The sequence below is a fragment of the Sodalinema sp. genome (assembly GCF_046483825.1).
GTDB lineage: Bacteria > Cyanobacteriota > Cyanobacteriia > Cyanobacteriales > Geitlerinemataceae > Sodalinema.
Genome location: NZ_JAWOCL010000132.1, coordinates 1 through 21,898, shown reverse-complemented (window position 1 = coordinate 21,898; position 21,898 = coordinate 1). Strand labels below are relative to the sequence as shown.

Below are 21,898 nucleotides of genomic sequence, written 5' to 3'. Positions count from 1 at the left end.
GAGGCAAGAGGCAAGAGGCAAGAGGCAAGAGGCAAGAGGCAAGAGGCAAGAGGCAAGAGGCAAGAGGCAAGAGGCAAGAGGCAAGAGGCAAGAGGCAAGAGGCAAGGGGAACGTGTTGATTGGGGTTTTAAGATGGTTTATTTATTGGGTAAATTGAGTTTATGCTAGATATTCGAGAATTGTATCGGGCGACTAATCCTAGTCGAACTTTGGATGTGTCTAAGGCGAGCGATCGCGAACTCTATATTGATTTTTCTAGCGTTCGTGGTGGTTCGACGATTGCCGAAATGCGGGATAAAATTAGCTTTTTCTCGCCTGATGAACCTACTGTGCAACTGTTTACCGGTCACTTGGGATGTGGGAAATCTACGGAACTCTTGCGCTTGGCGAATGAACTGCGAGAACAACAGTTTCATGTCATCTATTTTGAGTCCTCCCAAGACTTGGAAATGGGCGATATTGATGTCACCGATATCTTGTTGGCGATCGCCCGTCGCATTAGTGAAAGTCTTGGGGAACTCGAACAGCTTGAACTCGATACGCCGCGAGGCTTACAGCGATTGCTGCGTGGGGCGGCCCGGATTTTGCAAACGGAGATTGATCTCGCCGCTGAATTGGATGTTCCGGGGTTGGGAAATGTGCAAGCCAGTACCGAAGGGAAAGGCAGTTTTTCGGCAGAAGTGGGAATTCCGGGTTTGGGACAATTTGAGGCGGATTCTGAGGGGTTATCACTGGTGGCGTTGGGTATTGGTAAAATCTCTGCTAAAGCCCGCAATAGTCCCGAATTGCGAGGTAAGTTACGGGAATATTTGGAAGTGCGGACGACCAACATTATTGACGCGATTAACCGTGAATTGATTGAACCGGCGATCGCCAAACTCAAAACCCTCGGAAAACAAGGATTAGTGGTCATTGTCGATAACTTAGATCGCGTCGAAAAAACCATTAAACCCTGGGGGAGAACACAACCGGAATATCTATTTGTTGATCGCGGTGAACAACTGCGACAACTTCAATGTCATGTTATTTATACCATGCCCTTGGCGCTGCTCTATTCTAATGATCTCAATCCCCTCACCAGTCGCTTTGGCACTGATCCGAAGCTATTACCGATGGTTCCAGTCCGTCATCGAGATGGAACCGATCACCTAGAGGGAATGGAGAAAATGCGGCAAATGATTTTGACGCGAGCCTTTCCCCATCAGCAAGAGTCAGAACGACATACGGGAATTTTAGACCTGTTTGAATCCTTGGATTTGTTCAATGATTTATGTCGGTTGAGTGGGGGTCATGTGCGGGAGATTTTGCGCTTTCTCAATACGTGGATTATGAAAGAACGACACTTACCCCTATCCCGTCAAGGATTAGAGGTGGTGATTCGCGAACGGCGCGATCGCATGTTATACGCCATTACCGAGGATGAATGGGCCTTGTTAAAGCAAGTTCATCAACGCAAACAAGTCGCCGGCGATGACAGTTATGACCTGCTTATCAGCAGTATGTTCGTCTATGAATACCGCGATGAGATTGGATCTTGGTTTGACCTCAACCCCATCCTAGAGCCGATTGCTCGTCAAAATTCATAGCCAACTCGGAAGTGAAAGCCGTCATCTTGGATATTTTCGCCGCGATCGTCTAAATCTACGAGAGGAACGCCATAGTCAATGCGGAAACTTAGCCCAGGACTGGGTTCCCAGATAGCCCCCAGTCCCAAGGAGGCTAAAAATTGTTGGCGAGGTTCGGGGTTGGGGTTGTCGCTATGGTTCCAGACGACGCCCATATCCACAAAGGGTAAGATTTGTAGGGTCGATTGTCCCGAAGCATCTCGCACTAGGGTAATCCGATCCTCGATCGAGAGGCGAATCCCATTATCTCCGGCCCGCACATTCTGACGATAGCCCCGTAGGGATTGACCGCCGCCCATGACAAACTGTTGTGAGGGAAGAAGGGGATCGGGGGAGAATTGGGCCGCTAGACGGGCCACGAGGAGATGATCGCGATGGAGTCGTTGCACTCGTTGGGCTTGGGCGGTCCAACTGAAGAATTGGCCGTCGGGGAGGTTTCGGGAGTTGTTGGTGGCGTCAAAGAGGCCGGTTCCGAACCGTAGCTGCGATCGCAACGCCCAGGCCCCATCCACTTGACGGTGAATATAATCCTGGCCAAAGCTAATCACGCGAGTTTCGCTACGTCCGGATGCGTCGGGACCCAAACCCAAGGGTTCGGGGTTATCGAGAAAGAAGGTTTGGCTATCTTGCCACGAAAACCCCAGAGACAGGGCAAATTCTTGCTCAGGGGTGCGTTGCAGGGGATGGCGATAGCGGACTTCGTAGAGGCTGGATTCTCCCCGGATATTGAGTTGATCGAAGGGGGCTTGGGTGACTTCGTTCTGGGTGGGGGCGACTCGTAGCTGGAGGCGACCATCTTGGGAGTTGACGGGAATCTCATAGCCGATATCGATGAAGTCTAGGCCGTCGCCATAGGTGAGGTTGTACTCGACGCTGAAGCGATCGCCGACCCCCACAAGATTACGATGGGTTAACCCCAAATTGAGCCGTTCGCCGCCAATGCTAGGGGGGGAATAGTTATCGGTACTGATGCTCACTTGCAGGGGGTTGGCTTCTTGCACCCGCACCAGGAGGCGGCTTTCTCCGAGGTTCTCTCCTGAACGCAGGTTGGCTTCGACTTGATCAAAGAGGGGATCGGCTCGCAGCAGTCGCAGTTCGTCTTCGAGACGAGCGGTGTTGAGGGGAACTCCGGCGGCCCGTTGCAGGCGATCGCGGATGAAGGACGCATTGAGGCGATCGTTCCCTTCAATCTCAATCTCGCTCACGCGCCCTTCAATCACATCGATGACCACCACCCCATCGACAATGTCTTGCTGGGGCAGCAGGGCGCGGGAGGTGAGATAATCTTGATTCAGATAGAGTTGGGTGATCTCGTCGGCTAGGGTTTGTAAGTCCTCTAGGCTTAGTTCTTGGCCTTCGTAGGGCGCCGTTAACTCCGCTAGTTCTGAGGCGCTAAAGCGGCTGCTCCCACGCACGTCAATGCGTTGGATGAAGACGCGGGAGGGGTTGGAGTCTTGGCTGAGTGGAGGCGGTTCCTGACTATAGACGACGGTCCCAGATAGGGCCATCAGGGTCACGGCGATCGCGCCGATTCCACTGCGGCTCCACAACGGATAACAAACCCTTTTCACAACGAACTCTCTCCCTATCTCAAGTTTTTTGTAATCGTCCATCCCCTCTCCACCGGTAGGGTACAATACGAATCCCCTCAACTCTGCTGTACGTTTAGGAGAACAACGGTTGCACACACTACTGCGTCTGGCGCGATCGATTGATCGGATGAACACAGTGATTGGTCGTCTGAGCGGTTGGCTCGTCCTGTTGATGGTTTTGGTGGGCGGGTTTAACGTCGTGGGACGTTATCTAGGCAATGCCCTGGGACAGAACCTCAGTTCCAATGGGTTGATTGAAACTCAATGGTATTTGTTTAGTTTAGTGTTCTTGTTGGGTGCGGCCTATACTCTGCAAGAAAATGATCATGTTCGCATGGATGTTTTCTACAGTGGCTGGCCACCCCGCCGTAAAGCTCTGGCTGATTTTATCGCGACACTCCTGTTTTTGTTGCCTTTTTGCGGGTTTGCTCTCTGGTTTACTTGGACTCCGGTGCTGAACTCTTGGCGCATTCAGGAAGGGTCGCCTGATCCCGGTGGTTTACCCCGTTATCCCATAAAAAGCTTTATTTTGGTCATGTTTATCCTCCTGATTGCTCAGGGCGTCTCTCAAGCCATTAAGAGTTGGGGGATCTATTCGGGGGCGATCGCGCCTCCATCGGCTTCAGGGAACGTTCCCCCCGTTAATGGCCAGTCTGTTAATGGCCAACCTGAAACGGAGAGAGATGATAATGCTTGACTGGCTGGGAATCCTTATGTTTGCTGGGGTGTTTCTGTTGCTCCTGCTTGGCTATCCGGTGGCCTTTACCCTGGGAGGGGTGGCGGTTCTGTTTAGTCTGATTGGTTCGGCGTTGGGGGTGTTTAATTTGGCGCTGTGGGGGACGTTGCCCTTGCAGGTGTTTAACACCATGTCTAATTACACTCTACTGGCCATTCCCTATTTTATTTTTATGGGGGCCATGTTGGAGAAGTCGGGGATTGCGGAACGACTTTTAGAAACGATTGGTATCCTCTTTGGGCGAGTTCGTGGTGGTTTGGCCTTAGCCGTGATTATTGTTGGCGCGTTGTTGGGGGCGACAACGGGGGTTGTGGCGGCGACGGTTGTGGCGATGGGATTGATTTCGCTACCGATTATGCTTCGCTATGGCTATAACAAGGAGTTGGCGACGGGGGTGATTGTGGCGTCGGGAACCTTGGGCCAGATTATTCCTCCGAGTGTGGTTTTGGTGGTTCTAGCCGATCAGTTGGGAATTTCGGTGGGGGATTTATTTGTCGGTGCGTTGTTACCGGGGTTGTTGATGACGACGGTGTTTGCTCTTCATGTGTTGGTGATTACTCTGATTCGTCCGGAATTGGCGCCAGCGTTACCGGCTGAGGTTCGCAATCTACGGGGACGACATTTGCTGAGTCGGGTGTTTCAGGCGATGATTCCACCGTTGTTGTTAATTATTTTGGTGTTAGGAAGTATCTTTTTTGGCCTGGCTACGCCAACAGAAGCAGGCGCATTAGGGGGGATTGGGGCGATTGTGTTGGCGATCGCCAATCAACGCTTCACCTGGAAAGGATTGCGCCAGGTGTGTGATGCGACGCTGCGAATTACGAGCATGGTGGTGTTGATTTTAATTGGTTCGACGGCTTTTAGTGTGGTATTCCGTGGGCTGAATGGTGAAGCGGTGATGCGAACGATGTTGGCCAATTTACCGGGAGGGGAAGTCGGTTTTTTGGCGATTAGTATGCTGGTTGTTTTTCTGTTGGGCTTTTTTATTGATTTCTTTCAGATTGCCTTTATTATTGTGCCGCTGTTTGCTCCGGTGGCGCAAAGTTTTGGGTTAGATATGGTTTGGTATGGGGTGATTTTAGGGGCGAATTTACAAACGTCGTTTTTAACGCCTCCCTTTGGTTTCGCTCTGTTTTATCTACGAGGAATTGCACCGGAGTCTGTGAAAACCTCGGACATTTATCGCGGTGCAACTCAGTTTGTGTTACTGCAAGTTTTGGTGTTGATGGCGATTATTCGCTTCCCCGCAATTGTGACTTGGCTTCCCTCGTTGGCTCAGTCTAATATGGTGGGAAATTAGGTTTGATGGGGTTATTTTTAATGTTTTGTATTCAACTGAATTGATTTGAATTGAATTGATGTTGGGTCTTCTGGGTTCGGGGTGATAAGGAAAATTTATCGCGGATTATATCCGTTGCTGTAGGGGCGAAAAATCCCCTCCTGGGAGGGGTTAGGGGTGGGTTCCCCTACGATTTTGTATCAAACGCAAAAAATCACACCGTATATCCTGAAGACCCTTGACGTTAGACTCAGTTTATTGGAGATGGGAATGGGCTGCGACTTTTGTCTTAGCTGATGTTTTAGGATAGGACAGTTGGATTTGCCAGGGGTTTTCTTCGGTAAAGGGAGAGGGTTTATCTTGCCAAACTTCTCCTTGTTCGTAAGCTCGAATTAGCGAGCGCCGCACTTCCAGGGGCGGAACGTTTGAAGGGATGGAGTAGCGCGATCGCATCCGATCTGTATAATAATCACTATGGCGACCGAGCCTGAGAATAAAGTTAAATACCTCAGGAATGGCGGTTTCGCCAAATTCTTCTAGGAATGTCTGATAGGCGTCAATGGCGGCATTGGCGTAGGCGTAGGCTAACCCATTATTGAGAGTTTGACTACAGGAAACGAGACAGCGATCGCGGCGATAGTCTAATGGGGCCAATTCCTCGCCCCAAAGTTGAACCGCCCAAGGAAATTCACGGGACAGACTGCGGCGATCAATTACACTGGTAAGGATGCTATTAACAGTTACAATAAAGCGAGCTTCTTCGGCTTCTGCGAGGCGACGAACGTCAAGGGCGTTACAAATAATCATGGTGGGTAGGAGTCACACGAAGGGAAAACAGGAGCGGTGCTAGTCTAAAACAGTCGAATCGATAACTGATGAAATCAAACGGAGAGATGACCCTATCTTCAATCTTATGGCAGGCGAATCAGGACTTGGCTCAGGCTTGCCTGAATCATTCGTTTGTCCAGGGAATCGCGCAAGGCAATTTACCCCGTCAAACATTTAGCTATTATGTTGGGCAAGATGCGTTTTTTCTGCAAGCGTTTGCTCGGGCCTATAGTGTTGCAGCCGCAAAATGCACCGATTGGGAGACGTTTCAGGTGTTTCACCGACTCACTCAAGGGGTGATTGAGGAACTGAATCTACATCGAAGTTATAGCCAAGAGTGGGATGTGGATATTACAACAGTTGCGGCCGGTTCAGCAACACGGCGGTATACGGATTTTCTGCTGGCGACGGCTTGGCAAGCCGATGTGGCAACCATTGCAGCGGCGATGTCCCCCTGTATGCGACTCTATCTGTTTTTGGGACGAGAATTAGCCAAAAATGGCATTCCTGACCATCAATATGCAGATTGGATCTGTACCTATGGTAGCGATGAGTTTGAGCCGTTGGCAAGACAGCTTGAGGAGGTTGTTGACCAGGAGGGATGCGATCGCCCCGAGCTACGGCAAACCTATCGTTATGCGATGCAATGTGAACTGGACTTTTTTGAGTCGGCCTGGAGTCAATTTGTCTAGGTTCTTTGTGTCAGCTCAACCATTGACCTTATTTCACCCATCTCTCAGGTTGCGGTGTTATATAGGGTATAGCTTATTGTGTATTTTTGTTGTGAATTGAGGAGTTACGGCTGTGGTCTTAACGATTGTTACAGAAGGTGGATTTGATTTCGGTATTGCAACCCAAGGGAATGACAACATCGTTATGAGCCAGTTGCCGGCTGATGAACTGGCTCAGTTGCGGAATTCTGCCTTTCCCGATGCGATCGCCCTGCTTGGGGGGGATGATGTGGCCCGCAATGATGATGAGGGACGCATTATCTTCGGCAATGCCGGGAATGACAGCATCTTTGGCGGAGCGGGCAATGATACTCTGGCGGCGGGCCGTGATAATGACGTTCTCGATGGGGGGTCCGGGAATAATATCCTCTTCGGCAATTTAGGGGAGGATACTGTCACTGGAGGTTCTGGGGATGATAGCCTGTTTGGCGGCCAGGGCGATGATGTTCTGATTGGTGGGCCGGGAAATGATCTGTTGTCGGGCGATCGCGGTCGGGATACGCTCACCGGCGGCGATGGGATAGACCACTTTAGCTTGGCAGCATCGGCGGAGATTGGCGAGGATGTGATTGTTGATTTCCAAGATGGTGTTGATAAACTGCGACTGGCCCCTGGCGTGACGGTGGATGATCTGCAAATTGAGTCATCGGGGGCCAATACAGAGATTCGCCGCGAGGGAAACCTGATCGCGGTTCTCAACAATGTCGCCGCCTCTACCATTGGTGCCGATGATTTTGTCGATGCACAAGCGCCTGCACCGGGAGCGGGGGATTCCTCATCGACTGATTTTACGGCGCTAGACGTTGAGAACGCTCTGGAGTCGCTCAATCGCCTCGATGCTCTCAATGATGGTTCTTTAGCTGATCACTTTGCTACACCTGAGTTTGTCGATGCTGCTGAGGAGTTATTTGGCAATTTGAGTGTCTCGGACCCCGGTGTGATTGAGTCCATTGTGGCGACACCGGAGTTTCAGACGCTGGCCAATGACTTTTTCCAATTTGTAGTCGCGAATCCGGGGGTGTTTACGGGGGCGATCGATTTTGCAGCCTTGTCTCCGATTGCAGAGGCTTTAACAAGTGGCTCAGTGACGAGTGATGTGCTTGAGGACATTTCGGATTTCTTGGGCGGACTGCTTTAACCCCTAGGACAACACCGCTAGTTTTCCCGAGACTGACCCTTTGGGGATAGGGAGTCTAGCGGTGTTCGGTGACAAGTTCCGGTTCGCTCTCACTGGATTTCAACCAAGGTTGAACCTGCTCTAACAACGTCTCAACGGACGCATTAGAATCCAAAAACGAAAACAGATGTTTATACCGTAACTTCCCTTCAGCATCTAAGATAAACTGAGCCGGAAGGGGCGCTCCTAAGGCTTGTCCAACGCCATAACGCCGAAATACATCGCAATCTGGATTACTCAACAAGGGCAGTTTTAAGCCCAAATCTCGCACTACAATCTGACTTTGGCGTTCGTCGGTACTGGTGAGCATTAACACCTCTACCCCAAATTCCGTGAAGCGGTGATAGTTTTTATTTAGAGCAACAATGTGGGGGAGACAAAGAGGACAATACTGCTTTTCTGTAAAAATACGAGTGAAAGCCAGAATCACCGGCTGTTGGCCTCGATAATCCCGTAGGTGAACTCGTCGTCCGTTGGTAATATCCGGTAACTCAAAATCTGGGGTGGCCACGCCATAGTAAGACGGGTTGGTGGCGGGGATGGGGAGAAAGTTTTGCAAAAAACGGCGATTCAGTAAGCCACGGAAGTCTTTAGAGTAAAGCTGCATGATGGCACCATGGATGTCAAAATGAACACGAAACAGGGGGAAAGCTGGTTATTGTTTTGTTTTGAGTCTCTCCTGTGTCACCGAGCGACGATGAACGGGCGTCTGGGAGTTGGGTTTGGAGATTGTGACGGGTACACTGCCCATACTCTAGCAAGAAGCCCCCAAAACTGAGTGGTCGGGGGCTAACAATTCCTAACAATTACACTGAAACCTAGGTTAACCTAGATCGCCGCGAAGTATTCTTTAGACGCAACGGGATCGGGTTTCATGGTTTTCTCGCCAGGAGTCCAACCTGCGGGACACACTTCGTCGGGGTGTTCCTGAACATATTGGATGGCTTGCAAGGTACGCAGGCTTTCGTCTACATTACGGCCAAACGCCAGGTTGTTGATGGTCGAATGTTGGATGACACCATCTTTGTCAATCAGGAATAAGCCACGCAGAGCTACGCCAGCATCAGGATCTAAGACGTTATAGGCGGAGCTAATTTCTTTTTTGTAGTCGGAGACGAGAGGATAGTTCAAATCGCCGACACCGCCGGATTTGCGATCGGTTTGAATCCAGGCCAGGTGAGAGAACTCGCTGTCACAGGAGACGCCAAGCACTTCCGTGTTGAGTTTGCTGAATTCTTCGTAGCGATCGCTAAATGCCGTGATTTCCGTGGGACAGACAAAGGTGAAGTCCAAGGGGTAGAAGAACAGTACCACATACTTACCGCGATAGTCCGACAGTTTCACAGTCTTGAATTCGCGGTCAACAACAGCAGTAGCCGTGAAGTCGGGGGCCGGTTGACCGACTCGTAGACATCCTTCTTGTGTCATGGATATATAACTCTCCTTATTTCTGTCGTGTTATCTCGGTTTCCTCCATCGCCAATCGGCTGTCTCTTCAAAACAACCAGGCAACAACAGGCACCTGTTTACCAACTGTTACAACTCTATCATGGTCATAACGACTTTGAGAGGTTTGGGGAGGGCTTCCCGGCTCTCGGTGGACAACCCCCGTCGGCGATCGCGCACCGGGACCTTCCCAGTAACGAGGGGATCTTGAGGGACGCATTGTTAATGACGCATTGTTTAAGAATGGCTCGGGTCGGATTTGAACCGACGACCTTGGGCTTATGAGTCCCCTGCTCTAACCAACTGAGCTACCAAGCCGTGCTGTTTTTTTCCAGCTTTTCCAAAGTAGCAGATTTATCAGCACGAGTCAAGACAAAACTTAAATGTAAATTTAGGTTAACTTATGGTTGCCATAAGCAGCCGCTATGCTAATTTAATATCAGACACTGTAGAGCAAAGAACACCAACTTGACTCGAATCAACTCCGGGATGTCGCTCAGTGTCATTCAGCGAACCAGTCCCAGCCGTATAATCTTCTGCCTGTTGCATCACCTGAATGAGGTACACCTACAGGATTCCCCAGGAACCCAGTTAGCGTTAAACCTTCCCCAACGTCTGGAAAGACCCGATGCACTAGGAACTGCAAACACGATTAGCGGTACTCTTGTAAACCCTTGGTTTAACCCCTTTCGTTACGTGGCGTTCACCCAAGCTGTCGTCTTCAATAGCCTCATTTGACTTCGTTCGGCCAGAGTTGGCCCTGTCGTTTAGGGCGGTGGAAGTGACTCGTCAATGGTTTTCAACGTTTTCTCCTTGCCTGACTCGGTCTATCAGTAGACCCCCGAAATGTCGAGCAGCATTGTTTCGTTTCTAATGTCCGTTGCTGTTTCACATGTTGTATCTAATTGTCTGATTGTCCAATTGTTCAAGTTCGATTTCAAGTTCGATTCCAAGTTCCATGATTTCGACTCGGCATTTGCGCTTGACCCTCAAGCTCCATCATGACGGGCAATGAGAAATGAGTCATCCGTAGCACCTACGTTTCCGGTCTTGATTGCTGGTCACTGTGCTAGCTGTGCGGTAGGCATTCCGTGCAGTTGAAACCCCGGCTTAGCCCCTTGTCTGACTGTTGTTTAGGATTGGTTCATCTTCACAGGCAGGGCTGGGAATGATGTCAACATTACCTCTGATCCAATCAGAGAACGCTTTTTGAAAACTCTTGATCTCTTTTGGTGAGCCTAGCCCGAATGCTAGGCTCACCTTGTTTTGGGGTCTTTCCCAGGACAACGACTCAGCCAAGATCGTCTGTCAGCCAACCTTTTTGCTGAAACCATCCGGAAACCCCTAGACCATCTCAGGAGAAAGGAATGGTAGATGCACCCTGATGGCAAACCCTGGAGCGTTCAACGTTCCAGGGTTTTTTTTATTTTTTGCTTCCCGACCGCCAAATACTAAACACCAGCCATAATCCCAATAGACAAGCCGTCCAAAATAAAACATTCCCCAACCAGGGAATGCGGTGCGTCTGATCTCGGGAAACAACCAAGGCCCCGGCTAAAATCAAGGCCCCCACCACCACACTCGACGAGAGTCGGTTAGCAGACTCATCGAGACTTTGGCGTAACTCCGTCAGTTCACTGATTTGAAGGTTCCATTTGAGGGTTTCCGTGGCCACTCGTTCTAAGAGGAAATCCACTTGGCGCGGCGACTTGAGGGAAAGATTTTTGAACTCTAAGGTGGCCCCAAGGACCTGTTGCAGCGGATTCTCGCCAATCAGTTGACGGCGCATCAAATCCGTTGTCAGGGGCTGAATCTCATCGAGCAAATTCACTTGAGGATTAAACGTTCGCGCCACCCCCTCTAAGTTCGCCAGGGCCTTGGCGTAGAGTCCCATATTACTCGGCCAACGTAGGTGATTGCGTCGCGCCGCTTGCAGCAGTTGATAAAAGGCCTCACTGAAGTTCACCTGGGCCACACTCAGGTTATAGTAACGCCGTAGCAGGCGATCGTAATCATTCTCCAACCGAATGAAATCCACGGCCCGCACCGGGTGAGCCAACTGTAAAGTCAACTGAGCGCAGCGTTGAGCATCGAGAGTGATCATCGCTAAAATGGTTTCGACCAATAACCCCTGAGTGCGTGGGTCGAGGGTTCCGGTCATTCCCACATCCAAAAAGGCGACTCGCCCATCATGGAGATAGAAGATATTACCCGGATGAGGGTCGGCGTGAAAAAATCCCTCAATAAACAGTTGTTGTAAAAACGAACGGAATAGTAAAGTCGTAATTGCATTCCGCTCAGCTTGGGGGTCACCGTTATAACGCTCTCCGGTAATCTCAGCCGATAGCAGAGGTACACCATCGAGCCATTCCATGGTCAACAGCTTCTGACTGGTATAGTCCCAGATGATCTCAGGAACCGTAATCTGCTCGACGTCAAACCAAGAACTCTTTGACAAACACCGTCTGAGACGTTCCGTATAGTGAGCCTCCTGAGTGAAATCTAACTCATCTCGCAACGCATTACTAAATTCCTCGGCCAACCCCGTCACATCATAGTATTTCCCAAAGTCCGTCCCGGAGACCAGTTCGGCGATATTGGTCAGGAGTTCAATATCTCGCTCAACGGTTTCATCAATCCCTGGACGTTGAATTTTGAGGGCCACTTCCCGTCCATTCAGGAGGACGGCCTTATGGGTTTGGGCCAGAGACCCGGCCGCCACAGGAGTTTGATTCACATCTTGGAAAATTGTATCGAGGGGTTGTTTCAGTTCCCCGTTCAGTTGTGCTTCAATTTCTGTCCAGGAGACTGGCGGAACATCAGCCTGGAGAGAACTCAAGGCCTCGATGTATTCAGGTGGTAACAGTTCGGGACGGGTACTGAGCAATTGTCCAAGTTTGACGTAAACCGGCCCGAGATCGACAAAAATCCGTTGCAAAACGGTTGGCGGAGGGAGTTCGGGTTCCTCGGCTTGATTACTACTGAGCAGCAGCCTCATGTAATCCCAGCCATGTTTAAGTACAACTTCGAGGATTTCGCGCTGGCGAGAGTTGGGTTTCGTAATTTTGGTGATGGAGTTTCCAGCCATATGGACAGAGGTTGAGGAAATAAGGGACTCGGTATACGGGATTACAGAAAAACCGGGATGGGAGAGTCTCCAACCCGGTTGCAACTGGTAGGACTTGAAACCTGCTATCTATTGGTTAAACTTCTTGGATGCGTTCTCAAACGCACTGGTTAAGTCTGACCAAGCTGTTTCAAAGCCTTTCTGTACTTCTTCCCAAGCGTCGGTTCCGGCTTTTTGCAGTTCTTCAAGTTTCGCGCTGGCTGCGTCTCGTTTGGCGTACAGCTCTTCCATGCGACTATGGTAATCGGTCTTGACCTCGGCTTCAGCCTGAGCGGCTTTTGCCTTGAGTTCATCGAGTTGGGCGTTAATTTTTTCGAGTTGTGCCTTTACCTTGGCTTGATATTCTTCTCGTTGGGGAATTTGCTCAGTCATAGTATCGATAATTCCTTAATGTGGTGACCTGTACTTGGGTGAGATGAGATCGAGGTCAGTGGCTAGACCCTAAGCCTCTCGAACCTTTGCCCGTTCGGTAGATGTCTATGCACCCGTCTCTCGTCTTGACCCTAGTGTAATCCATTGGCTTGGACAAAAGGATCTACCCCAGGAGCGATTTTTTCGGTTTCACTGGGGGAATCTCTGCCAATTTGTACTGCTGTCTGTCTGTACCCGGATGGGGTTGTGTGCTTGAGTCTAGCCAGTTTTGAGAACCTTCACCGACTCTAGGAGCCTGTTAGCGTCTGGCGATAATCCAAACGGCATGAACAATCCCTGGAATGTAGCCAAGAAGGGTTAGGAGAATGTTGAGCCAAAACTGTCCGGTCAAGCCAACCTGTAAGAAGACGCCAAGAGGGGGCAAGAGAATTGCTGCGATGAGACGAACGATGTCCATTAACTTTTGATCCTCCGTGTTTGAATGCCACTGAAGGCAGGTTGTTGTTGAGGCTAGTTTAACTGATATCGGGGCTCATTTTTATCCATCCCCAGATAGATTTTTGTAAAAAAATACGATGTGGACAGGACTGTAAAATAACGTTATGTGACATTTGGGTTTATCGGGATCGGATGAATACCAGAGATGGGTTAGGAGACCTTGAGTCCTGTTGTGGCGACTCTTTAGCCTATTGTCCCGCTAGAGGCGATCTCATATTTGAACCTGAGCTGACGAGTCAAAAAGATGATGATGTAATAGTTGTTCACAAAATCTAGGGAGTTTGTTCGTTAATCCTGAAATGCTTAATATTGCCTTAATTTTATCAACAAAAGTTTGTAAAATACTTGTAATCATCGCTGTTCGTTTGCACGAGAATTGTCTAACCTATCAATAAGGACTCTTATTAGATATTGGAGAATTACCATGAATGCCACGATGTTACGTCAGCTTTGGTCAACGGTTGAAGAGACTCAAACCCAAACCTTGAGAAGCTTAGATGATACGAGCTTAGTTGAACAACTGTTAGAGAATTTGCAGCAGAAGAGACCGTTAGCCGGGGATGATATGGAAGAACTAGCGAATTATATTCGATCGCATCTGATCCTAATCCGTGAGTTGGCTGAGGGCCGTCTGCGATCCATGGCCTGAGTCGCGGGGGCTGGAGCTGGGAAAAGAGCCAAAAAAACCCCGGAACCTCCAGCAGGTTCCGGGGTTTGCCATCAGGGTGCATCTACCATTCCTTTCTCCTAGAGGAAGGGGGAGCGATCCGGAGAGTTGGCAAAACTTTGATCTCGGGAATTTGGCAAACTCACGGGGTATGCCAGGTTTGGGCGATCGCCTTGACGATCGCGACGACTTCCCGCAGACAATAGGAGAGCATGGAGCGATAACGATAGACCCCCCAATCGGCAACGCCATAACCAACGACATCGAGATCTAACTGTCGTGCGATGTAAATAGCACGAGGAAGGTGATAACGTTGGCTGACTAAAACGGCGGCACGGATATCATAGTCATCTCGCGCTCGTCGGCAGGTTTCATAGGTACTCAACCCCAGGCGATCGCCCAAAATCGCCGCTCGCGGCACTCCAGACTGCTCCGCCAGTTGGATCATGGCATCGACTTCGTTATAGTCGGGGGTCTGATTGTCACCGGACATAAGAATCTGCTCAACCGTCTCCCGTTGATACAAATCAACGGCGGCCAAGACGCGATCGGCCAACATCGGAGTTGGCGTTCCGTCGTCCCAAACACCGGCCCCAAACACAATTGCTACAGGACGAGAGGGAACGACCTCAAGTTCTGTAAAGCGCACAGAGCGCGTCTGAACGTGAATTGAGAGCGTCACCAGGAGCAAGGCCAAGAGGACGAGGGCGATCGCCCCCCCAGCCCAATACCATCTCATCAATTAGGTATCATAGACCCGAGCTTCAGGAGCATCGGGGTTTTCCTGACAGTATTCTTCAAAAGCCGTTCGGTGCAAACGTTCTGCCTTTTGATGTGCCGCTTCGGCTTGCAGTTCTTCAACGACATCCCAAGCTGAAGCACATTCACGCGATCGCGGCCCTTTCTCAGCACAAGTCGAGCGAGCTTCCTCAATGGCTTCTTGAATTTTATCTTCGAGCAGCAGACTCCGAGGCCGTTCCACAAAATCTCCCTTGGTCAAAATGTCAGAGACTGACACCGTACCGAGGAGAGTATCCTTAATCACCGGCGCAAAATGAATCCCTGTATTGGCGAAGAGACGGGCAATATACTCAACACAGAGATCCGGATTGACGACAATGCAGGGCTTGCTCATAATCTCATAGACCCGCATTGCTTTGGGATCTCGACCAAAGGCGACCACCTTGTAGGTGACATCGGTTTCCGTGACAATACCATAAGCATCGTCACCCTCACGACGCTCAACGATAAGCGCTCGGGTCTTCTTGTCTTTCATCAACTGCACTGCTTCAGCAACGGTGGTGCTACCACGCACCGTTACGACATCAGTGGTCATAATATCTGAGGCTTTCATAATGTGTTTCACCTGGACAATCAAAAACCGTTCCTAGGGTATCTCGTCAAGGTACACCGGATCTAGTCTTAGGGCAAATTTGCTAGACTCGGGCTTGGTTTTTCTAGGTTTAAGTTGAGGGGTATCGACCCCCTAGACCCCTTAGACAGTATAGCGAATAACCTCCACGTCTTCCCTCGATCCGCCCAACTTAGCTCTATTTTAGTAACAAAGCGATTCCTAGACTCAATATATTTTGGTAAGCTTTATAAAATTTAATTCTTCGATCCTATGTTTTTAGACAGCATTGAAACTGTTATAATCAGAACATGGGGTCAGTTCTAAATTTTCGTTATTTATCCCAAGATCCCCCAGCCGCAAATATCTCAGCTATAAGGATCCCCACCATGAGTCAATTGCAACAACTTGTTGATGAATACCGATCTGGACAACGAGATTTTCGGAATAGCAACCTCATTGGTGCTGATTTACAACAGATCCAGCTCAAAGAAATCAACTTCAGCAACTCCTATCTGAACTCCATTAACCTAACTCGGGCTAACCTTGATTACGCCAATCTCTCGGGCAGTTATCTCTGTGGAGCCAACCTCAACTACAGTAAACTCGACGAAGCCGATCTCAGCCAAGCAGATTTAACGAAAGCAAAACTTCAGGGCGCATCCCTCGTGGGAGCCTCCTTGGTGGGAGCTAAGCTCAGTGGGGCCGGACTCAGTGGTGTCAATCTGCGTCGTGCCAATCTTGCGGGAGTCAACCTCTGTGGTGCGAACCTGATGGGTGTCAATCTCCGCAATGCTGATCTACGACAGGCCAATCTCAGTTGGGCCAACCTCCACGGAGCCAGACTGAATGGGGCCAATCTCAACGGGGCCAATCTCAATGGTGTTAACCTTAGTCATGCCTGGCTCAATGGTGCCGACTTGCAGGGCCTAGATCTCGATGGTGTCGATTTTCATGAGGCTAAACTCAGTGGGGCCAATCTCACTGGAGCAAACCTCTGTGCTGCTAATCTGCGAGAAAGTCAGCTACGGGTGGCAATTCTCAGAGGAGCAAATTTGCGCGCGGCTAACTTAGAAGCCAGTCTCCTGATACGGGCCAACCTCATTGCGGCTAACCTCATGAAAGCCAACTTAGAGGATGCTGATCTCACGGGAGCCGATCTCAGTGAAGCCAATCTTAATCTGGCGAATCTTGATGGTGCTAATCTAACAGATGTAACCTTTGCACAAGCCTACCTCTGGAAAGCCAGCCTCGATCGCGTCAATGTCCTCGGTAGCAACTTTAGTCAAGCCAGTTTACGGAATGCCACCTTGGAAGCCGTCAATTTTTTAGAAGGCATCTGGACTGGAGCCACCATGCCGGATGGTAGTCTACACCATTAAACCCCGAACAAAATGAATGAAACCTTTGTCTTCGAGCCGTGAGGTCATCTCGTCGTTGTCACGTCGTCTTCACCTCTATTTTCTTGAGCCTCGACGACTGGCCCTGCTTGAAGCCTGTTTCATTGGACTCGTCTCAGGACTCGCGGCAGTCATTCTACGTCAGGGGATTAGTTGGCTTGGGGGATGGCGGGTACAAGCGTCTCCCGGGTTGCCAATTTGGCTGAAACTCCCTCTATTTGGTTTAGTGGGAGGATTTTTGGCGGGATGGTTGATTCAGCGATTTTCTCCTGATGCCACCGGGAGCGGTGTGTCCCACGTCAAGGTGCAACTGGCATCTTCTCAACGGTTACCTCAGGCCATGTCTCTGAACCTCCGCTTAGCGGTGGTGAAACTTCTCAGTACGGTGCTGGTGGTCGGTTCGGGTATGTCTTTGGGACGACAGGGACCGACCGTGCATATGGGAGCTGCATTAGCGGCAGCTATGACTCGCTGGATGCCCACCTCTCCGGGTTATCGTCGCCAAACCATCGCCGCTGGAGCGGCGGCCGGCTTAGCCGCAGGATTTAACGCCCCCATTGCGGGGGTGTTGTTTGTTGTCGAAGAACTATTGCAGGATGTCTCAAGTTTGACGCTCGGTACGGCGATCCTGGCCTCGTTTGTTGGAGCCGTTGTCTCGGGAATCTTAGGCGGAGGTCCCTGGGATGTCACGGTGGAACCGGATGTCAGCACGGTGACGGCCCAGTTTTCCCCACAGGATATTCCCGCGTTACTCCTGTTGGGAGTTATTACGGGAATCTGTAGCGGTTGGTTTAACCGAGGTATCGTGGCTAGTTTAACCTGGCAACGTCGGTATCTGGCCATTGGGCTGCCGGGACGGATTGCGGTGGCGGGGTTGCTGTCTGGGACGACGATGGCGTTATTGCCGGTGGAGTTCCAGGATAATGCCGGGTTGCGAGAGTTTTTGACCACGGGCGAGGCGAGTTTGAGCATGATTGCGATCGCGTTGGTGGTGAAGTTTGCCTTAACGCTTTTAGTTTATGGTTCGGGAGCCTCGGGGGGATTATTTGCTCCAACTCTAATTTTAGGGTCCGCTATTGGCAGTTTGGTGGGATTGAGCAGTCAACTTCTGTTTGATATTGGCGACACGAGAACCTTTGCTCTGGCCGGGATGGGGGCTTTTTTTGGTGCGGTGGCCAAGATTCCGATTACGGCGATCGTGATTATTTTTGAGATTACAGCAGATTTCAATGTGGTTCTGCCCCTAATGATTGTCTCCGTTTTGGCCTACGTGGTGGCAGAACAGGTTTCTGCGGGGTCGTTGTACGATCGCCTGCTGGAATTACGAGGCTGGGAACAACCCGCTCCACAAGAGGATTCCTCTGACCTAGTTGACATTCTGGTGAATGATGTTATGCAACGTCGGGTGGAAACCGTTGAGAGTCATTTACCTTTGGCAGAGGTGTTGGAGATTTTTCGGCGATCGCCCTATGGGGGATTTCCTGTGGTTGAAGACACTCGCTTGGTAGGAATGATTACGGAAACGGATTTGATGAAACTGTCGCAGCTCCCGATTTCCGATGAGACTCCCATTTCTGAGTTGATGATGCCTCAACCGGTGATGGTTAGTTCTGAGGATAGTCTGATGCAGGCGTTATATCTGCTTGAACGCCATCAAATTGGCCGCCTACCGGTGGTAGACGGACGGCGTTTGGTGGGGATTATTACTCACAGTGATATTGTCGAAGCTGAAGCTCGCGAGTTGATCGGTCGGGGTCGTTATCGTAAGGTTGAACCCTCCTATCCCGTCTATGTGACCCGCGCTCCAGCCACGGGCCGCGGCCGGCTGTTGGTTCCTTTGGCTAACCCCAAAACAGCACCTCTATTGTTACAGTTTGCGGCGGCGATCGCCGCCGCCAATCACTATGAGTTGGAATGTTTGCAGGTGGTTCCGGTGCCTCGCCATCGCAGTCCCTCGGAAACCCCAGTCCGCATTACCCATAGCCGCCGCCTGTTACAAACAGCCCTGCACCTGAGCCGCAGATGGCAAATTCCAGTCCACACCCAGATTCGGGTGGCTCATGATGTGGCCGCTGCGGTCTTGGAGACGATTCAAGAACGACATATTGATACCTTATTGATGGGTTGGAAAGGGGGAACTCGCACCCCAGGACGGGTTTTTGGTGATGTAGCCGATACCTTACTACGGCAAGCCCCCTGTCAAATGGTATTAGTGAAATGGGGCCAGGCGGTGATCGAACAGAATCCGGCCACGATGCCGGAATTGAAACGCTGGTTGGTTCCCCTCGGTGGCGGAGCCAATGCCTTGGCGGGACTGGAGTTGTTATCGGCTTTGGTCACAGGGGGCGACTGCTCAATTGTTCGCTTATGTCAAGTGTTTCAGGAACCGGCCAACGCTGAGGAAACGGAGTTTCTCAAACAAACGGCACAGCTATTAGAAAGTCGTCTACCCTGTTCCGTCTCGGCCATTCCCATTTATGGCAGTTCCGTCGTTGAGGCTCTGTTAGAGGAAGCCCAGTCTCAGGAGTATGATGCTATTCTCTTGGGGGCCAGTCGTCAGGGGGTCTTACAACAGGCCTTGCATGGCAATATCCCTCGGGCGATCGCACGGGGCAGCCATTGCACAACCATTGTCGTTCGTCATCGGACTTTAGCCGATGCAGAGATGATGCGATGATGAGACGATATAAGCAAGAAAGAGTCATAATTGATTGTCCTTTCAGATTCCCATTGATGTCGTCTTTAATTACCTAGAGCTATGAAAACATTGGTCACCGGTGCGAGTGGATTTACCGGCTCCCATCTTGTTCGTCAACTGCTCGAACAAGGACATCACGTTAAAGCCTTGGTTCGACCCAATTCCAAAAATGTCAAACGCTTGGCAGGATTAGAGATTGAGTTGGTCGAAGGAGACATTACCGATCTAGAGCTACTTCGATCTCATCTCGTCGATGTTGACTGGATGTTCCACACCGCTGCCTTTGTCGAACTCGGACTCGTGGATGATCACTTGATGGAGCGGACGAATGTAGATGGAACCCGTACGGTTTTAGAGGCAGCTAAAGCGTCAACCCTATCAAAACTGATTTATTGCAGCACCATTGGCATTTATGGAGATACCCAGGGGCAAACCATTGACGAAACATTCCAACGGACTCAGAAGAATTTTTCCTCCGCCTATGACCGGACGAAATATACTGCCCAACAGCTTGTTGATCGTGCCGCCGATGAAGGCTTACCTGTCGTCAGCGTCATGCCTTCCGGTATCTTTGGCCCTGATGACCCTCATTTTGGCCCCGTCATCGACAACTTTCTCAGGGGTAAGTTAACGGTTTGGGCCGGCGGCGATCGTATCACCGGCATTGTCCATGTCGATGACCTCGTACAAGGGATGATTTTAGCCGCCCAGAAAAGTCCTCCCGCAGAGCATTACATCCTTTCTGCCGGAGACTTAACCACTCGGGATATGTTTGCAATTCTCGGCGATGCCGGTGGAGTCGCCCCCCCTCAGGAACTCCCGAAACCCTTGGTTCGCCTGAGTGGCAACATTCTCGATACCATCGGACGGCTAAGCGGTTGGAATCCCCCCCTCAGTCGAGAACGGGTTCACTATATTTACGAACGATGTGTTCGTGTTGATGGCAGGAAAGCCAAAGAAGTTTTAGGATGGCAACCCCGGCCTGTTGAACAGACGTTGCGAGAAATTGTCGCTCATAAACTTAACAAAGCACAGTAGTTCCTAACGTCCAAATACATGAAACACCCCGATTTCAGGGGTGTTTGCGGCCATCCGGTAAGGTGACCCCCTTCAAAATCGCCCCATCTAAATTAGCTTGGTGGAGATTGGCTCGGGACAAATTGGCTCCAGTGAGATTAGCACGAACTAGCGTTGCTTCCGTGAGGTTCGCCATGCTCAGATTTGCTCCAGCCAAGTTGGCGCCGGTCATATTCGTAATCCGTAGACTCGCTTCTCGTAAATCGGCTTGAGCCAAGTTGGCAAAGCGCAAGTTGGCCAAATAGAGGTTCGCACCGATGAGATTAGCACCAATAAAACTCGCTTTCGTTAAATTAGCGCCCATGAGATTGGCAACACAAAGATTACCCAGACTAAGATTGGCACGATACAGGTTCGCATGACAGAGGGTTGCGCCCACAAACTGGGCTAATGAACAGACGGCGAAACTAAGATTTGCATCTCGTAAATCAGCTTCCCCCAAATCCGCCATTGTCAGATCGACTTCCCGCAAGTCAGCACGGATTAATTCCACATCTGATAAATCAGCTTGACGTAGATTAGTGGTGTACAACCGCGCATCAGTAAAATCGGCCCGATTCAGTTGTGCCTGTTGTAGCATCGCTAAGGATAAATCAGCTTTAACCAAGCTAGCCTCCGTTAAGTCTGCCCGAGTCAAAATCGCTTCTTTCAGAGAGCTATACCGTAAATCCGTCGTGTAGAGAACGGCCTCAGTTAAGTTAGCTCGGTTAAGTTGAGCATGTTCGAGATTAGCCAAACATAAGTCCGCTTGCCTGAGATTGGTATCCGCGAGATTACAAGAACTAAAGTTGACTTCCCGCAAATACCGTTGCTCCAAGTTCTCTCCCTGTAAACTGGGTCTCAATTGGGGCTGTTCTTCCCGCCAACGGTTCCACGAATCTGGACCGCGTTTGAGAATATCACTGGCTGATAGAGATTGAAAAGTTCCCATCGATTGCACGGAAGAGTCCCCCCCATTTTAAGGGGTTAATCCCGCAGAAATACGCAAGATCCAAAGCAGTACCCGAAGTCATACGCAGTCTGTGTCTGTCAGACCTAAAACATAAAACATACTAAAAAAGCCCCCCCGGATGAATGTAACTTCGTCCGGGGGGGCTTTGGAGTATTAACCTGGCACTGAGCTATCTTCCCAGGGGGCAACCCCCCAAGTATTTTCGCCGCAGAAGCGTTTCACAGCCGAGTTCGGGAAGGGATCGGAGTGGGGCCACTTCGCTAGAAGCACCAGGAAAGAACAGAAACCTTGAAGACTGCACAGTCAACCTAATCAGGGAATTGAGACATCATTTGAGGTCAA

General features: G+C 50.4%; 19 protein-coding genes, 1 tRNA gene and 1 rRNA gene. 9 read left to right on the top strand and 12 right to left on the bottom strand.

What is annotated here, in order from left to right; translation table 11 throughout:
* Positions 1-161 precede the first annotated feature (161 nt).
* Positions 162-1,586, top strand: coding sequence for an ATP-binding protein (locus R6U67_RS08490; protein WP_410252145.1), 1,425 nt, complete (start codon positions 162-164; stop codon positions 1,584-1,586).
* Here R6U67_RS08490 and R6U67_RS08485 read toward each other — a convergent pair.
* Positions 1,574-3,196: a ShlB/FhaC/HecB family hemolysin secretion/activation protein gene (locus R6U67_RS08485; RefSeq protein ID WP_410252144.1), complete on the bottom strand. Its 1,623-nt coding sequence runs from the start codon at positions 3,194-3,196 to the stop codon at positions 1,574-1,576. The genes R6U67_RS08490 and R6U67_RS08485 overlap by 13 nt on opposite strands.
* Before the next feature lie 109 nt (positions 3,197-3,305).
* Here R6U67_RS08485 and R6U67_RS08480 point away from each other — a divergent pair, with 109 nt between their 5' ends.
* Together R6U67_RS08480 and R6U67_RS08475 are read left to right on the top strand one after the other, a co-directional pair.
* Entirely contained in the window at positions 3,306-3,914 is a 609-nt protein-coding gene (locus tag R6U67_RS08480; RefSeq protein WP_410252143.1) for a TRAP transporter small permease subunit, read from the top strand.
* A complete protein-coding gene (locus R6U67_RS08475; RefSeq protein WP_410252142.1) occupies positions 3,907-5,253 on the top strand; it encodes a TRAP transporter large permease subunit in 1,347 nt (448 codons plus the stop codon). Before R6U67_RS08480 ends, R6U67_RS08475 begins: the two co-directional genes overlap by 8 nt.
* A 234-nt stretch (positions 5,254-5,487) precedes the next feature.
* On the opposite strand, the gene R6U67_RS08470 is transcribed toward R6U67_RS08475, so the two are convergent.
* The gene (locus R6U67_RS08470; protein WP_410252141.1) at positions 5,488-6,039 is read right to left on the bottom strand and encodes a hypothetical protein; all 552 of its coding nucleotides are present in this window, start codon (positions 6,037-6,039) and stop codon (positions 5,488-5,490) included.
* Between the two features lie 86 nt (positions 6,040-6,125).
* Here R6U67_RS08470 and R6U67_RS08465 point away from each other — a divergent pair, with 86 nt between their 5' ends.
* Positions 6,126-6,752, top strand: coding sequence for a TenA family protein (locus tag R6U67_RS08465; RefSeq protein WP_410252140.1), 627 nt, complete (start codon positions 6,126-6,128; stop codon positions 6,750-6,752).
* A gap of 112 nt (positions 6,753-6,864) precedes the next feature.
* The gene (locus R6U67_RS08460; protein ID WP_410252139.1) at positions 6,865-7,929 is read left to right on the top strand and encodes a calcium-binding protein; all 1,065 of its coding nucleotides are present in this window, start codon (positions 6,865-6,867) and stop codon (positions 7,927-7,929) included.
* A gap of 55 nt (positions 7,930-7,984) precedes the next feature.
* On the opposite strand, the gene R6U67_RS08455 is transcribed toward R6U67_RS08460, so the two are convergent.
* The 6 genes from R6U67_RS08455 to R6U67_RS08430 all read right to left on the bottom strand — a co-directional run bounded on the left by R6U67_RS08455 (position 7,985) and on the right by R6U67_RS08430 (position 13,370).
* On the bottom strand, positions 7,985-8,575 hold the full coding sequence (locus tag R6U67_RS08455) for a peroxiredoxin family protein (RefSeq protein WP_410252138.1): 591 nt from the start codon (positions 8,573-8,575) through the stop codon (positions 7,985-7,987).
* Positions 8,576-8,796: 221 nt separating this feature from the next.
* On the bottom strand, positions 8,797-9,396 hold the full coding sequence (locus R6U67_RS08450; protein ID WP_410252137.1) for a peroxiredoxin: 600 nt from the start codon (positions 9,394-9,396) through the stop codon (positions 8,797-8,799).
* Positions 9,397-9,658: 262 nt separating this feature from the next.
* A tRNA-Met gene (locus tag R6U67_RS08445) sits at positions 9,659-9,732 on the bottom strand.
* A 1,105-nt stretch (positions 9,733-10,837) separates the two neighbouring features.
* Positions 10,838-12,502 (bottom strand): ABC1 kinase family protein, encoded by a 1,665-nt coding sequence (locus R6U67_RS08440; RefSeq protein ID WP_410252136.1) that lies wholly within the window; start codon positions 12,500-12,502, stop codon positions 10,838-10,840.
* Between the two features lie 108 nt (positions 12,503-12,610).
* Positions 12,611-12,913: a hypothetical protein gene (locus R6U67_RS08435; RefSeq protein WP_410252135.1), complete on the bottom strand. Its 303-nt coding sequence runs from the start codon at positions 12,911-12,913 to the stop codon at positions 12,611-12,613.
* Between the two features lie 298 nt (positions 12,914-13,211).
* Positions 13,212-13,370: a YqaE/Pmp3 family membrane protein gene (locus R6U67_RS08430; protein ID WP_410252134.1), complete on the bottom strand. Its 159-nt coding sequence runs from the start codon at positions 13,368-13,370 to the stop codon at positions 13,212-13,214.
* 465 nt (positions 13,371-13,835) lie between these two features.
* Here R6U67_RS08430 and R6U67_RS08425 point away from each other — a divergent pair, with 465 nt between their 5' ends.
* The gene (locus R6U67_RS08425) at positions 13,836-14,060 is read left to right on the top strand and encodes a hypothetical protein (RefSeq protein ID WP_410252133.1); all 225 of its coding nucleotides are present in this window, start codon (positions 13,836-13,838) and stop codon (positions 14,058-14,060) included.
* 160 nt (positions 14,061-14,220) lie between these two features.
* Here R6U67_RS08425 and R6U67_RS08420 read toward each other — a convergent pair whose 3' ends face one another.
* Positions 14,221-14,817, bottom strand: a complete 597-nt coding sequence (locus tag R6U67_RS08420; RefSeq protein ID WP_410252132.1) for a vancomycin high temperature exclusion protein — start codon at positions 14,815-14,817, stop codon at positions 14,221-14,223.
* Positions 14,818-14,820: 3 nt separating this feature from the next.
* Complete coding sequence (locus tag R6U67_RS08415) at positions 14,821-15,432, bottom strand: CP12 domain-containing protein (RefSeq protein WP_410252131.1); 612 nt, start codon at positions 15,430-15,432, stop codon at positions 14,821-14,823.
* Between the two features lie 386 nt (positions 15,433-15,818).
* Here R6U67_RS08415 and R6U67_RS08410 point away from each other — a divergent pair, with 386 nt between their 5' ends.
* The 3 genes from R6U67_RS08410 (at position 15,819) to R6U67_RS08400 (ending at position 20,565) form a co-directional block, all read left to right on the top strand.
* On the top strand, positions 15,819-16,811 hold the full coding sequence (locus R6U67_RS08410) for a pentapeptide repeat-containing protein (protein ID WP_410252130.1): 993 nt from the start codon (positions 15,819-15,821) through the stop codon (positions 16,809-16,811).
* A 16-nt stretch (positions 16,812-16,827) separates the two neighbouring features.
* On the top strand, positions 16,828-19,506 hold the full coding sequence (locus R6U67_RS08405) for a chloride channel protein (RefSeq protein WP_410252129.1): 2,679 nt from the start codon (positions 16,828-16,830) through the stop codon (positions 19,504-19,506).
* An 81-nt stretch (positions 19,507-19,587) separates the two neighbouring features.
* Entirely contained in the window at positions 19,588-20,565 is a 978-nt protein-coding gene (locus tag R6U67_RS08400) for an NAD-dependent epimerase/dehydratase family protein (protein ID WP_410252128.1), read from the top strand.
* A 34-nt stretch (positions 20,566-20,599) separates the two neighbouring features.
* On the opposite strand, the gene R6U67_RS08395 is transcribed toward R6U67_RS08400, so the two are convergent.
* Complete coding sequence (locus R6U67_RS08395) at positions 20,600-21,535, bottom strand: pentapeptide repeat-containing protein (RefSeq protein WP_410252127.1); 936 nt, start codon at positions 21,533-21,535, stop codon at positions 20,600-20,602.
* A gap of 177 nt (positions 21,536-21,712) precedes the next feature.
* Positions 21,713-21,830, bottom strand: a 5S ribosomal RNA gene (gene rrf / locus R6U67_RS08390).
* Positions 21,831-21,898: the final 68 nt, after the last annotated feature.

What these genes read in the sequence shown, in the direction of transcription:
- R6U67_RS08490 (WP_410252145.1), top strand. Translation starts at nt 162, where the DNA reads ATGCTAGATATTCGAGAATTGTATCGGGCGACTAATCCTAGTCGAACT.
- R6U67_RS08475 (WP_410252142.1), top strand. Translation starts at nt 3,907, where the DNA reads ATGCTTGACTGGCTGGGAATCCTTATGTTTGCTGGGGTGTTTCTGTTG.
- R6U67_RS08470 (WP_410252141.1), bottom strand. Translation starts at nt 6,039, where the DNA reads ATGATTATTTGTAACGCCCTTGACGTTCGTCGCCTCGCAGAAGCCGAA.
- R6U67_RS08465 (WP_410252140.1), top strand. Translation starts at nt 6,126, where the DNA reads ATGACCCTATCTTCAATCTTATGGCAGGCGAATCAGGACTTGGCTCAG.
- R6U67_RS08455 (WP_410252138.1), bottom strand. Translation starts at nt 8,575, where the DNA reads ATGCAGCTTTACTCTAAAGACTTCCGTGGCTTACTGAATCGCCGTTTT.
- R6U67_RS08450 (WP_410252137.1), bottom strand. Translation starts at nt 9,396, where the DNA reads ATGACACAAGAAGGATGTCTACGAGTCGGTCAACCGGCCCCCGACTTC.
- R6U67_RS08440 (WP_410252136.1), bottom strand. Translation starts at nt 12,502, where the DNA reads ATGGCTGGAAACTCCATCACCAAAATTACGAAACCCAACTCTCGCCAG.
- R6U67_RS08435 (WP_410252135.1), bottom strand. Translation starts at nt 12,913, where the DNA reads ATGACTGAGCAAATTCCCCAACGAGAAGAATATCAAGCCAAGGTAAAG.
- R6U67_RS08430 (WP_410252134.1), bottom strand. Translation starts at nt 13,370, where the DNA reads ATGGACATCGTTCGTCTCATCGCAGCAATTCTCTTGCCCCCTCTTGGC.
- R6U67_RS08425 (WP_410252133.1), top strand. Translation starts at nt 13,836, where the DNA reads ATGAATGCCACGATGTTACGTCAGCTTTGGTCAACGGTTGAAGAGACT.
- R6U67_RS08420 (WP_410252132.1), bottom strand. Translation starts at nt 14,817, where the DNA reads ATGAGATGGTATTGGGCTGGGGGGGCGATCGCCCTCGTCCTCTTGGCC.
- R6U67_RS08415 (WP_410252131.1), bottom strand. Translation starts at nt 15,432, where the DNA reads ATGAAAGCCTCAGATATTATGACCACTGATGTCGTAACGGTGCGTGGT.
- R6U67_RS08410 (WP_410252130.1), top strand. Translation starts at nt 15,819, where the DNA reads ATGAGTCAATTGCAACAACTTGTTGATGAATACCGATCTGGACAACGA.
- R6U67_RS08405 (WP_410252129.1), top strand. Translation starts at nt 16,828, where the DNA reads ATGAAACCTTTGTCTTCGAGCCGTGAGGTCATCTCGTCGTTGTCACGT.
- R6U67_RS08400 (WP_410252128.1), top strand. Translation starts at nt 19,588, where the DNA reads ATGAAAACATTGGTCACCGGTGCGAGTGGATTTACCGGCTCCCATCTT.
- R6U67_RS08395 (WP_410252127.1), bottom strand. Translation starts at nt 21,535, where the DNA reads ATGGGAACTTTTCAATCTCTATCAGCCAGTGATATTCTCAAACGCGGT.